Below are 12,513 nucleotides of genomic sequence, written 5' to 3' on the forward strand. Positions count from 1 at the left end.
ACACTCTTTCGATTTCGTTACGGGAATCTTGGGAACTGGCCAAAGTCCGGATCGCGTTTTTCTTTGAACGAATCGCGTCCTTCTTTTGCTTCATCTGTTGTGTAGTAAAGAAGCGTCGCATCACCTGCAAACTGCTGCAGGCCTGCAAGACCATCTGTGTCCGCATTCATAGCCGCTTTGATAAAGCGAAGCGCCGTCGGGCTTTTTGAAAGCATTTCTTCCGCCCACTGCACTGTTTCTTCTTCTAATTTTTCAAGTGGTACAACCGTGTTTACAAGACCCATGTCCAATGCTTCCTGCGCATTGTACTGACGGCAAAGGAACCAAATTTCACGCGCTTTTTTATGGCCGACGATGCGTGCCAGGTAGCCTGAACCGTAACCAGCATCAAAGGAGCCGACTTTCGGTCCTGTTTGTCCGAATACAGCATTGTCTGCTGCAATCGTTAAATCACATACAACGTGAAGCACATGGCCGCCGCCGATTGCATAGCCTGCCACCATTGCGATTACCGGCTTTGGAATAACACGGATCAAACGCTGTAAATCCAGCACGTTTAAGCGTGGAATTTGGTCATCTCCTACGTAGCCGCCATGGCCGCGCACTTTTTGGTCACCGCCGGAGCAGAATGCTTTTCCGCCTTCACCGGCTAAAATAATAACGCCAATTTTAGAATCGTCACGCGCATATGCAAATGCATCGATCATTTCCGTGACTGTTTTCGGACGAAATGCGTTATGTACTTTGGGACGGTTGATCGTCACTTTGGCAATGCCATTATACGTTTCATACTTAATGTCTTCGTATTCGCGTTCTTTTACCCAATTAATTGCCACTTTGTTGTCCTCCTTTTTGATTCAACAAAAACGTCTTTACTATTGTACCAAATTTTTCGCGCTGCTCCACATGAATTGCATGGCCTGCTCCGTCAAATTGAATCCATTCACAAGATGGAAGCCGCTCCTTCATCCGGCAGGCGATACGTGTAAATTTTTCATCCTGCGTTCCTGTAAGCAGCAAAACAGGCATGCTAAGCGTTTGAAGCCGGTTCCAATACGAGGGCTGGCTGCCGGTTCCCATCAAACGAAGTGACGACGCCAGCCCTTCTGCCGACTGGGCCAGGCGCTCCCTCCGGACCTTTTCTTGAACAGCCGCTGGAAGTTTTTTCTGTGAAGCAAACATTGGAATACTTCCCCAAAAATCAACGAACGAGGCAACGCCTTCCTGTTCAATTCGTTGAGCCAGTTTTTCGTCTGATTGCCGCCTTGCTGCACGCTCTTCTTCACTCTCGAGCCCCGGTGAAGTGCTTTCCAGCACCAAAGACCGGACCGCTTCTGGGTAAAGAAGCGCGAGAGCCAAAGCGAGGCGGCCGCCCATTGAATAACCGATAAGGTGAAAAGAAGAAAAACCGGCGTCATTCATCATCTTTTTAAGAGATTCAGCTTCTGTTTCCAAATCTGCTGCTAAGCGGTTTGTTTGTCCATGCCCGGCAAGATCGGGCATCACAAGCTGAAAGGGAAGATGCTCGTCCAGGCCTTCCCACGTAGAAGAACTTCCCGTAAAACCATGCAGCAATAAAATCGGCTCTCCTTCACCTTTTACTTGACGAAAAACGGTCATTGAATCACCTGTTTTGCAGCTGCAATCGCTCTTTGCCATAACTCCCGGTGAATCGCTGTGTTTTGGGAACGATCCGTTAATGCTTCTAATATGGTGATTCCGTCCCGTTTCACGGACAGTTCTCTTTGAAGCTCGCCGCTGTTCTCAATTCGAACGTAGTGGCAGCCGTAAAGTGCAGCTGCATGATCAAACTTTAAGCCAGACGGAGTGCCGAACAGCCTTTCAAAATGCTTTTGTTCCCCCGCCTGCGGCAAATAAGAAAAAATGCCGCCGCCATTGTTGTTCATAATCAAAATGGTCATCGACAGGCCGTTCATTTTGGCCGCCAGCAAACCATTTACATCGTGAAAAAATGATAAATCTCCCATAACAGCATAAACCTTTTCCCCGCTTGCGGCAATGCCAAGAGCTGTAGAAACAAGACCGTCTATACCGTTTGCCCCACGATTTCCGTGAAGACGAAGAGTTTGTTCGCCTGAAAATAAAAAGGAATCAAGATCTCGAATCGGCATACTGTTTCCTGCAAAAACAGAAGAGCCGGATGGCACTGCCTCTAAAAACTGCCGAAACAATGAACCTTCGTCCATGCCTTCTGCTTTTTTCATCTCCGAGCGGGCTGCTTCGTTTACGTTCTGCCATAATGCGTACCATGAAGAGCGGCTTCCTTCCAATCTCTGTATCATTTCACGGCAAAAAGCGGCGTCATCTACATTCACCATATGGGTCGCAATATGGGAAGGATCACGCCATCCTCCATCTGCGTCTACAATCACATGTACCGCATCCTGATGACGCTTCATATATTGCATGAGAGATTTTGAGACCGGCAGCGCACCAAACCGGACGATCGCTTCTGGTTTTAATGCGTCTTTTATCTCATCATCACGTAAAAAGGCGTCATAGCTGTCAATCACTGTTTTGTCCGTACGAAGCTGCGAAAGCGGATCGGCTACAACCGGCCAGCCTGTTTTTTCGGAAAGCGAAAGGATCGCTTCTGACATCTCCGGCTTCACAATCTCTCCCGCTACAATAAGACCTTTTTCGACTTTGAGTGCTCCTGCTACATCATCCAGCATAATCGAATCCGGCACCTTTCTGCCAGAAATCAGCCGAACGGGAGCAGGGATTTTGATTCGTTCAAAAATACCATCATAATCCGGTACGAGCGGCTCACGGTAAGGAAAATTTAAATGAACCGGCCCTGCCGGTTCAGCAAGTGATTCAAAAACCGCCCGGGCACCTTGTGTGCGGACGTACTGCAACGCAGACTGATCTGATTCAGGAAGGGCCATTTCCGCAAACCATTTTGCTGTATGACCGTATAAGTGAAGCTGGTCAATCGTCTGCGGAGCGCCAACATCCCGGAGTTCAGGCGGACGGTCTGATGTCAGCACAATAAGCGGAACGCGTGAGATTTTCGCTTCCGCTACTGCCGGCATGTAGTTGGCCGCCGCTGTGCCGGATGTACAAAGAAGCGCAACAGGATTTTGTGTGGCTTTAGCCAGCCCAAGCGCAAAAAAACCCGCCGACCGCTCATCCACTTGAATAAAAGTGCGCAGCCGAGGATGCTCTTCCATTAATAGCGCCATCGGTGTCGAACGGGAGCCGGGGCTGATGACCGCCTCCTTGACTCCCGAACGGACCAGACTATCTATAAAATGTGCATTGTATTGTGTCATGTTGTCCTGATGATTATTCATTGCCGCCTCCGATCGCCCGCAGCATCGGCCGCAGCTTCATGTTTGTTTCCTCAAGCTCCATCTCCGCAACAGACTCCGCCACTACTCCACAGCCTGCATATAAAAATGCTTCGTTCTGTACCAGTAATCCAGAGCGAATCGCCACCGCAAACTCACCATTTTTCCGGTAATCCATCCAGCCAACCGGCGCTGCATAAAAGCCCCGGTCCATATCTTCCAGTTCACGGATCACACCAAGTGCTTTTTCACTCGGAAGTCCGCCAAGTGCAGGAGTTGGATGAAGTGCCTGAACAAACCGCAGAATAGACTCGTCCTTGTCTGCTTCTCCGATGACCGGCGTATACAGATGCTGAATATCTCTTACTTTCATTACGACCGGCGCATCCGGCACGGCCACGTAATCGCACATCGCCTGCATTTCCTCTCGGATCATCTGCACAACATAGTCATGTTCCACCCGGTTTTTACTGTCATGCAGCAGTGCATCCGCTAATTGCTCATCTTCCTGCTCTGTTGCACCGCGGGCTGTTGAACCGGCAAGGCACGTTGTTAAAACGGTTTGTGCCCGTTTCTTCACAAGCCGTTCAGGGGAAGCACCTAAAAAACAGCTGTCCATTGCTTCAATAGAAAAAACGAAGCTGTCCGGCTGTCCCTCGTCCAAGCGGCGAAGAATGCGGTCTGACGAAATAGTACCGTCAAAAGCAGCCGTTGCTTTGCGGGCCAATACTACTTTCTTCAGATCGTCGTCTGCTTCAATTCGATGAACCGCAGCTTGAACGGACTCCTTCCACGCTTGTGTATCCCCAGCACGAAGTTCCATTAATACCGCTTCTTTTTCGAATGAACGCTTCAAATCTGACAAAATGGCCTGCTTCCGTTCTTCAATTTGATCAAACAATCGGCCTGACTCTACATCTTCGCACATCATATTGACCGTTACATATGTTTCACCGCCATAAACCGTCATCATTAATTCCGGCACATAAAAAAAAGACGGTGCAAAGCGGGACCACTCTTCTCCTTGAAAGCGAAGCGGATCAAATGAAAAACCGCCAAATGCAACGGGCCCTGTCCCGTAAATATCATAAGGATTATGGATAGAAGCACGCTTTATCAGGGCATCCCACTGCCCTTCCACATCCTCAAACCGCTCGGCTTTGCTGCTTTGGATTGTCTGTACGCTGCCGAGTCCTGCAATCGTTCTTTCCCCATCACGGTCTTTGAAATAAAACCGTTCTCCTTTGTACCATTCTTTTCCGTTTTCATAAAAACAGATCGGGTCGCCTTTTTCCACTTTTTCTACATAACTGAATAAAGTCGAACCGTTTATTTCGTTTATAAAATCAACAAAGGCCCCTTTAAGCGGGTGCCCCTTTATCATAGCCAATGAAATCCCTCCATTGTGCCGACCACACAGGGTCAAACTTCTTTGGCCCCTTAAGGCACTAAGACATTGCGGCTTTTAAACCGCGCTTTATGTTTCCTTCTTATTATATACCACTTGTGCTACATTTTCATTTCCGAAAAACGATGTTAGATTTTTCGGAAAAAATTCAAGATTAATATCCTATTGAAAAAGGATTGACACTTTTGGTTCCGTTTTCTACACTTGATGAAGGACATTTGTTTATTTGTTCACAATGAAAATTGGGAGAGAAGAAGAATGAATCAAACCCCTTCCGCTGACACTGGCTTTCAAATATGGTGGCAGCTTATGCGGCCTCACACGTTAACAGCTGCGTTTGTTCCTGTTTTTCTTGGAACGGCGCTGGCTCTTGCCCATACAGACCTGCATATTCCGTTGTTTCTAGCGATGTTGATTGCCTCTTTGCTTATTCAGGCAGCAACAAATATGTTTAACGAATACTTTGATTTTAAGCGTGGCCTTGATACAGAAAAATCAATTGGTATCGGAGGCGCTATTGTACGCAACGGTGTTAAGCCGAAAACGGTTCTTTATATGGCTTTCGCTTTTTTTGGCATCGCGCTTTTGCTCGGTCTATACATTTGTACCGCTTCTTCATGGTGGGTCGGCTTAATTGGCATTATTTGTATGGCTGTCGGCTACTTGTACACAGGCGGCCCCCTTCCGATTGCTTATACACCATTTGGTGAATTGGCATCTGGCGTTTTTATGGGCGGCATTATTATCTATATTTCGTTTTATATTCAAACGGGTTTCCTGTCCACAACAGCGATTTTATTTTCACTTCCTATTATATTGCTTGTTGGCAGCATTAACTTATCCAACAATATTCGTGACCGTGTTGGCGACAGGGAAGCCGGCCGAAAAACAATGGCTATTTTAATCGGCCATGACCGTTCGGTTTTCGTTCTTGCTACATCTTTTTTCATCGCTTTCTTGTGGGTGATTGTTTTATTATTCACAGATTCAGGTTCCCCTTGGCTGTTTCTTTCATACTTAAGCATTCCAAAAGCCATAAAAGCAGTAAAAGGCTTTAAAGGCAAAGGCGGGGAACCTCCGTTTCAAATGATGCCGGCGATGAAGGCGACCGCCCAGACCAATACGTTTTACGGCTTCCTTCTTGCTTTCGGCTTATGCATCAGCTACCTTTTTTAACCCGATCAAACAATCGGGTTTTTTTCTATGTCAAAACGGCTATAGAATAGGATATAGATGAAAGGATGAGGCAACTTATGCTTACACAAGAACAGTTAAACGAACTCAAACAAGAATTGCTCCGCCAAAAGGAGCAGCTGACCGGCCGGCTGGAGCAGGATAACGATAACGAGGATGTAGGAGAGCTGTCTTCTTACGACAATCACCCAGCGGATACTGGAACGGAATTATATGTACGGGAGCGGGATATGGCTATTGATGATCACAGCCGGGATGAGCTGGATAAAGTCGAGGCTGCTCTTGCGGCGATGGAAGATGGCACATACGGCATTTGCAAAGAAAGTGGTGAGGAAATCCCATTTGAGCGTCTTCAGGCAGTCCCAACAACCCTTTATTCTGTAGATTACACACCAGATCAAGAACCTGAAACCGACCGCGTGCCGGAAGACCGTCTCTCCCATCCGGATGACGGCATTGACAGTTTTAGTGATGCAGCAAATTACGGAACTTCCGAGACTCCTGCTGATTTTGTAGAAGATAAAGAGAATTACAACGAACTGTATAAAGAAGACCGTGATGAAGACAATGAAAATCCAGCGACGTAATGTCGCTGGATTTTTTAAATATGCCAAATGCCTTTTGCGTATTCCTGAATCGTACGGTCGCTGGAAAAAATGCCGGAGCCGCTAATATTGTGGACCATCATTTTACGCCAGCGTTCCGGATCGTTTGTATAAATCCGGCCTGCTTCTTCCTGGGTTTTGCAATAAGACTCAAAATCTTTCAGCACAAAATATTGATCATTCTCTCCAAGAAGAGAATCATAAATGACATTAAACAAGCCTTTATCATCAAGCGTGCCATCCACAAGCTGGTCAAGCGTACGGCGAATGAGCGGACTATGGTGATAGTAATCCATCGAACGGTAACCGCCTTCTCTATCATACGCCATCACTTCTTCTGCTTTTAAACCGAAGATAAGAATATTCTCAGGACCTGTTTGTTCTAAAATTTCCACATTCGCCCCATCGAGCGTGCCAATGGTAATGGCTCCGTTCATCATAAATTTCATATTTCCAGTACCGGATGCTTCCTTGCTTGCAGTAGAGATTTGTTCACTAAGATCTGCTGCCGGAATGATATCTTCCGCCAGAGACACGCGGTAATTTTCCATAAATACAACAGTAAGCAGCCCTTTTGTGGCCGGGTCATTATTCACCAGGTCCGCTACCGAATGAATCAATTTAATGATTCGTTTCGCATAAAAATAGCCCGGCGATGCTTTTGCTCCAAATACAAAAGTGCGCGGCGGAATCTGGTAAGAAGAATCTGCTTTTACCCGGTTATAAAGAGACAGGATATGAAGCACATTTAACAGCTGCCGCTTATAAGCATGAAGACGTTTAACCTGTACATCAAAAATCGACGACGGATCGACCTGAATGCCGTTTTGGTCAAAAATACGCTTAGCTAATATTTCTTTCCGCTTCATTTTTACATTCCACAGCTTTTCCTGAAATGCTGCATCGTCAGCATAAGGTGCAAGCTTAGAGAGCTCTGCCGCATTTTTGTGAAAACCGTCGCCAATCGTCTCTGTTAACAGGGATGTAAGCTCTGGATTTGCTTTTAACAGCCAGCGGCGGTGGGTAATGCCATTGGTTTTGTTATTAAACTTCTTCGGATAAAACTGATAAAAATCGTTCATTTCACGATTTTTTAAGATTTCCGTATGAAGGCGTGCTACTCCGTTTACACTATGACTGCCGGCAATTGCTAAATGGGCCATACGAACTTCCCCGTTAGCGATAACGGCCATTTTTTCAATCCTTGACCAATCACCAGGATATTTTTCCCACAAACTTCTACAAAAGCGTTCATTAATTTCTTCCACAATCATGAAAATACGCGGCAGGAGTGGCTTAAATAAACGAATCGGCCAGCGTTCCAGCGCTTCCGACAAAGTAGTATGATTCGTATAAGCAAATGTTTTTTCCGTAATATGCCATGCTTCTTCCCACGAAAGCTGATACTCATCAAGCAAAAGACGCATCAATTCTGGTATAGCTAATACCGGATGAGTGTCATTGATATGGATCGCTACATGTTCATGAAGCTCCTTTAATTCCCCGCCAGTGCTGAGAAAGCGGCGTAAAATAGAACGGATGCTCGCAGATACTAGAAAGTATTGCTGCTTTAAGCGCAAAATCTTTCCTTCATCATTGGAATCATCAGGATATAGAAACTCAGAAATGGCTTCCGTTTCCCGTTTGTATTTGAGCACATCATGCATCGGTGTCATGGTAGACATTTCTGCGCTCCATAATCGCAATGTATTAATGGTTTCTCCGCCATAGCCTACAACAGGCATATCATGCGGGACAGCTCGTACATATTCTGCATCTACATGACGAAACTTCATTGCACCGTTGCGCTCGATCACATCGACACTGCCCCAAAACGGGACATCGACTGATAAATCAGACTTTCGTATCTCCCATACATAACCGTAACGCAGCCAGTTTTCCGGCAGCTCCATTTGAAAACCGTCGACCATTTTTTGTTCAAACAATCCGTGTTTGTACCGAATACCGCATCCATGTCCTGGTAAATTCAAAGAAGCCAGTGAGTCCAGGAAGCAGGCGGCAAGGCGGCCTAAGCCCCCGTTGCCAAGCGCAGCGTCCGGCTCAATTTCCTCCAGCTCATGAAGGGGAATGTTTAAATCTGACAGCCACGAATCCAGTTTTTCATACAAACCAAGATTAATTAAATTTTGTCCAAGCAGGCGTCCGAGCAAAAATTCTATGGACAAGTAGTACACCTGCTTGTTGCTTTTTCGGTAGCGTTCATTTGTTTCAATCCACTCGCTGCTGATGTATTCGCGAACCATGCTGCTGAGCGTAACAAACTGCTGGGAACGTGTAGAATCTTGAAAGCTGATGCTATAGGACTGTTCCAAACGTTTTTTAAACGAGTCTTGAAATGCTTGTTTATCAGAAAACATGACTTTCCCTCCTGTTGGATACATCCTCATAGAGCTTCATATATTCCTTAGCAGATTGCGACCAGCTGTAATCCGCCTGCATAGCATGCTCGACAATTTCCGTCCATACTTCAGGCTCTTCATGATAAAAATGCAACGCCCTTCTCACGGTATGCAGCATATCATGGGCATTAAAATTACTGAATGAAAATCCGTTGCCTGTTCCGGTTTCTTCATCGTATGAATGAACGGTATCATTTAACCCCCCTGTTTCACGAACAATAGGCAGCGAACCATACTTCATGGCAATTAACTGGCCAAGACCGCAAGGTTCAAACTGGGAAGGCATTAAAAATAAATCAGATCCTGCGTAAATACGATGGGCCAGCTCCTCATTAAATCCAATATAGGAGCGGACTTTTTCCGGATACGCCCATTCCATTTCACGGAAAAAGTTTTCAAACTGGGCTTCACCGCTGCCAAGAAGGATAAATTGCACATCTTCCTGCATGATTTCATGAAAAACATGTTGGATGAGCGACAGTCCTTTTTGCTCTGTTAAGCGGGATACAAGGCCGATAACCGGAACATCCTCACGAACAGGCAGATGGAAAAACTCTTGAATCTGGCGCTTGTTCTCCGCTTTCCCAGCCATATTTTCAACACTGTAGGGTTCAATCATCTCATTGGTTTCTGGATTATAAATGGAATAATCTATCCCATTTAAAATGCCTTTTAAATCACCCTGCCGTTCCTGCAGAACGCCTTCAAGCCGCTCTCCAAAATATGAGTTTAAAATTTCATTTCGGTATGTCGGACTCACAGTCGTAATCGCATCGGCAGCGACAAGTGCGCCTTTCATAAAGTTTGTATTGCCATTAAACTCAAGCTGGCCCGTTTGATAATGCTGGCTATGTAAGTTTAATAAATCGGTCACGGCTTCAGGCGGGAAAATCCCCTGGAACATTAAATTATGAATGGTGAACACGGTCCGTATTTTTTCATATCCTGGCCGGTGCTGATGCTCAACTTTGAGCATAAATGGAATCATGGCTGTGTGCCAATCATGACAGTGAAGAATATTTGGAAAAAAGTCCAAATGACTTAAAGAATCCAAAATAGCTCTTGTAAAATAAGAAAAACGCTCTCCGTCGTCATAATGGCCATACAAGCTGTCCCTTTGGAAATAATAAAGATTATCTATGAAGTAATAAGTAACGCCATCCTGCTTCAACTCAAAAATGCCGCAATACTGATTTCTCCATCCAACCGGCACAGTAAAAACAGCGACTTGTTTCATTTCTTGTTGATATTTTTGAGGAATCGTACCGTATTTCGGCATGATTACCCGTACATCCACGCCCATACTGGCTAATTCTTTAGGAAGGGCCCCTGCCACATCGGCGAGGCCCCCTGATTTGATAAATGGTACACATTCTGAGACAGCAAATAAAACCTTCACGAACTGGTCACCGCACTTTCAACAGATCCTTTTTTAATGACAAGCGGCTTTTCCGGTGTTCCACGCAAAATAGCCCCATCTTGTACTGATACATCTTTATCAATAATGACGTGCTCCAGCACGCAATTTTCGCCTACCTTGCTTTTTTGCATAACGATGCTGTTTTTAACCGTCGAATTTTTGCCGATGGCTACGCCACGAAAAACGATACTATGATTGACTTCCCCGCTGATGATGCAGCCGTTGGCAATCATGGCGTTTGTAACGTGTGAGCCTGCGAGATAATTGGTTGGCGGCTCGTCTTTTACTTTTGTATAAATAGGCTGAAATTCATTAAACAGCTCGCTCCACTTGTCTTTTTCAAGAAGCTGCATGCTTGTTTGGTAGTAATCGTCCACTGTCTTGATCCGTTGTAGGAAACCTTCAAACTCGTATTGGCATTTTATTAACGAAGAAGATGCATCTTCAACTGCTGCCTGTACAGATTCATATCCTGTTTCATTACGCCGGTCAATTAAGTCAAGCAAGAGCTCTAACGAGAGAAGATAAATATAAGTAGATTCACCTTTATGGGTAACTTCCAAAACATCACAATTTTGCTTTATAAACCGGTCCAACACAGGAGCAAAATCCATATTTGCTACTGTCGTGCAGTTTGAAACGATCACATACTTTTGATCACTGCGATGGAAGTAGTCAAGGTGCTCCGACATGCGGTCCAGCTGCCCTTCTTTTGTTGGTGAAGGAAAGAAAAACAAGCCATCGCGCTTACGATTCAAATCCCAATCTTTCCCTGAACCTAAATGGTCCATCAACGAGCGGTAAGGAGATCTTGGGAAAATTGCCACACTCTGTACTCCTGAATTAACCATATTGGAGAGCACAAAATCAATAAGCCGGTACCGGCCCGCGAAAGGGATCGCTGCGGGGGAGCGATAAAGGGCAAGATCGCCCATTTCCCCTGGAAGCATAGTTGCATCAATAACACCAAGCATCGATTTTTTCATTAGGCTTCCTCCACTTTCGATTGTTGTTCAGTGTGCTCCATTAAGAATTGTTCAGTCACCAGCAAAATATCATTGGAGTCGTTTCGAATTACTGTATTTTCTGGTATTTCAAGATCACCCATCACGATCGCGCGCTCAATATAGGAACCGCGTCCGATACGAGCATTTGGCATGACTACACACTCTTTCAGTACAGCTTCTTCTTCCACTTCTACTCCCTGGAACATGACTGACTGCTCGATCACCCCGTCAATAATGCAGCCTTCATTCACAAGCGAATGCTGAACCTTCGCCTTTGAGCCGATAATTTGTGGCGGCTGATTCGGATTCACGGAATAAATGCGCCAAGAGTATTCAAATAAGTTTAGATCCTGCTTTTCGTCAAGCAGATCCATATTGGCTTCCCATAAGCTTTTTACTGTGCCGACGTCTTTCCAGTAGCCTTTAAATGGATAAGCAATCAGCTTTAAATTGTCCGCCAGCATAGCAGGAATAACGTCTTTTCCAAAGTCATTGGATGAGTCAGGATTGCTTTCGTCCATTTCCAAATACTTTTGGAGAACAGACCATTTAAAAATATATATACCCATTGAAGCCAAGTTGCTTTCCGGTTTTTCAGGCTTTTCATCAAAACGGGTTACATTAAAGTCCGCATCTGTATTCATAATGCCAAAACGGCTTGCTTCTTCCCATGGCACTTCAATAACAGAGATGGTTACGTCTGCTTGTTTTTCGATATGGTAATCAAGCATTGTATCATAATTCATTTTATAAATATGATCACCGGATAAAATCAGGACATATTCCGGATCATATTGCTTAATGTAGTTTAAATTTTGATAAATCGCACTTGCTGTTCCGGAATACCATTTTACTTCAGACGACTCACTATAAGGAGGAAGAACGGTTACCCCGCCGTTTTTACGGTCAAGATCCCAGGCACTTCCAATTCCAATGTATGAATTTAAGACAAGCGGCTGATATTGTGTAAGTACACCGACTGTATGAATTCCTGAATTGGCACAATTGGAAAGCGGAAAATCAATGATCCGATATTTTCCGCCGAATGGCACTGCTGGTTTTGCAAGGGTCTCCGTCAATTCTTTTAAACGGCTTCCCTTTCCTCCAGCCAGAAGCATTGCTACACATTTTTGTTTTGCCAT

General features: G+C 45.2%; 10 protein-coding genes. 2 read left to right on the forward strand and 8 right to left on the reverse strand.

Annotation, left to right across the window (positions count from 1 at the left end; all coding sequences use genetic code 11):
• Positions 1-17 precede the first annotated feature (17 nt).
• From menB to M3221_RS01135, 4 genes are read right to left on the reverse strand one after another with little or no spacing between them, the layout of a single operon-like run.
• Positions 18-830 (reverse strand): 1,4-dihydroxy-2-naphthoyl-CoA synthase, encoded by an 813-nt coding sequence (gene menB, locus M3221_RS01120; protein ID WP_396120235.1) that lies wholly within the window; start codon positions 828-830, stop codon positions 18-20.
• Positions 826-1,620 carry a 2-succinyl-6-hydroxy-2,4-cyclohexadiene-1-carboxylate synthase gene (gene menH, locus M3221_RS01125; RefSeq protein ID WP_251269717.1) on the reverse strand — a complete coding sequence of 265 codons (795 nt, stop codon included), beginning with the start codon at positions 1,618-1,620 and terminating at the stop codon, positions 826-828. Before menH ends, menB begins: the two co-directional genes overlap by 5 nt.
• Positions 1,617-3,320 (reverse strand): 2-succinyl-5-enolpyruvyl-6-hydroxy-3-cyclohexene-1-carboxylic-acid synthase, encoded by a 1,704-nt coding sequence (menD, locus tag M3221_RS01130; protein ID WP_251269718.1) that lies wholly within the window; start codon positions 3,318-3,320, stop codon positions 1,617-1,619. The genes menH and menD overlap by 4 nt, the downstream gene beginning before the upstream one ends.
• Positions 3,313-4,701 (reverse strand): isochorismate synthase, encoded by a 1,389-nt coding sequence (locus tag M3221_RS01135; RefSeq protein ID WP_251270091.1) that lies wholly within the window; start codon positions 4,699-4,701, stop codon positions 3,313-3,315. Before M3221_RS01135 ends, menD begins: the two co-directional genes overlap by 8 nt.
• A 282-nt stretch (positions 4,702-4,983) precedes the next feature.
• Between M3221_RS01135 and M3221_RS01140 the strand changes: the two genes are divergently transcribed.
• Together M3221_RS01140 and M3221_RS01145 are read left to right on the forward strand one after the other, a co-directional pair.
• Positions 4,984-5,901: a 1,4-dihydroxy-2-naphthoate polyprenyltransferase gene (locus M3221_RS01140; RefSeq protein WP_251269719.1), complete on the forward strand. Its 918-nt coding sequence runs from the start codon at positions 4,984-4,986 to the stop codon at positions 5,899-5,901.
• A 77-nt stretch (positions 5,902-5,978) separates the two neighbouring features.
• Positions 5,979-6,506, forward strand: a complete 528-nt coding sequence (locus tag M3221_RS01145; RefSeq protein WP_251269720.1) for a TraR/DksA C4-type zinc finger protein — start codon at positions 5,979-5,981, stop codon at positions 6,504-6,506.
• A gap of 14 nt (positions 6,507-6,520) precedes the next feature.
• On the opposite strand, the gene M3221_RS01150 is transcribed toward M3221_RS01145, so the two are convergent.
• Genes M3221_RS01150 through M3221_RS01165 form a run of 4 tightly spaced genes read right to left on the reverse strand, consistent with a single transcriptional unit; the run spans position 6,521 to position 12,513 of the window.
• Entirely contained in the window at positions 6,521-8,902 is a 2,382-nt protein-coding gene (locus M3221_RS01150; RefSeq protein ID WP_251269721.1) for a glycogen/starch/alpha-glucan phosphorylase, read from the reverse strand.
• Positions 8,892-10,343, reverse strand: coding sequence for a glycogen synthase GlgA (gene glgA, locus M3221_RS01155; protein ID WP_251269722.1), 1,452 nt, complete (start codon positions 10,341-10,343; stop codon positions 8,892-8,894). Before glgA ends, M3221_RS01150 begins: the two co-directional genes overlap by 11 nt.
• Positions 10,340-11,350: a GlgC family sugar phosphate nucleotidyltransferase gene (locus tag M3221_RS01160; protein ID WP_251269723.1), complete on the reverse strand. Its 1,011-nt coding sequence runs from the start codon at positions 11,348-11,350 to the stop codon at positions 10,340-10,342. Before M3221_RS01160 ends, glgA begins: the two co-directional genes overlap by 4 nt.
• On the reverse strand, positions 11,350-12,513 hold the full coding sequence (locus M3221_RS01165; protein ID WP_251269724.1) for a glucose-1-phosphate adenylyltransferase: 1,164 nt from the start codon (positions 12,511-12,513) through the stop codon (positions 11,350-11,352). The genes M3221_RS01160 and M3221_RS01165 overlap by 1 nt, the downstream gene beginning before the upstream one ends.

The sequence above is a fragment of the Domibacillus indicus genome (assembly GCF_023715895.1).
Classification (GTDB): domain Bacteria; phylum Bacillota; class Bacilli; order Bacillales; family Domibacillaceae; genus Domibacillus; species Domibacillus indicus_A.

Excerpts from the sequence above, each read along its gene's own strand:
- M3221_RS01165 (WP_251269724.1), bottom strand. The coding sequence starts at position 12,513 with ATGGCAAAACAAAAATGTGTAGCAATGCTTCTGGCTGGAGGAAAGGGA.
- M3221_RS01150 (WP_251269721.1), bottom strand. The coding sequence starts at position 8,902 with ATGTTTTCTGATAAACAAGCATTTCAAGACTCGTTTAAAAAACGTTTG.
- M3221_RS01140 (WP_251269719.1), top strand. The coding sequence starts at position 4,984 with ATGAATCAAACCCCTTCCGCTGACACTGGCTTTCAAATATGGTGGCAG.
- menD (WP_251269718.1), bottom strand. The coding sequence starts at position 3,320 with ATGAATAATCATCAGGACAACATGACACAATACAATGCACATTTTATA.
- menH (WP_251269717.1), bottom strand. The coding sequence starts at position 1,620 with ATGACCGTTTTTCGTCAAGTAAAAGGTGAAGGAGAGCCGATTTTATTG.
- M3221_RS01160 (WP_251269723.1), bottom strand. The coding sequence starts at position 11,350 with ATGAAAAAATCGATGCTTGGTGTTATTGATGCAACTATGCTTCCAGGG.
- M3221_RS01135 (WP_251270091.1), bottom strand. The coding sequence starts at position 4,701 with ATGATAAAGGGGCACCCGCTTAAAGGGGCCTTTGTTGATTTTATAAAC.
- M3221_RS01145 (WP_251269720.1), top strand. The coding sequence starts at position 5,979 with ATGCTTACACAAGAACAGTTAAACGAACTCAAACAAGAATTGCTCCGC.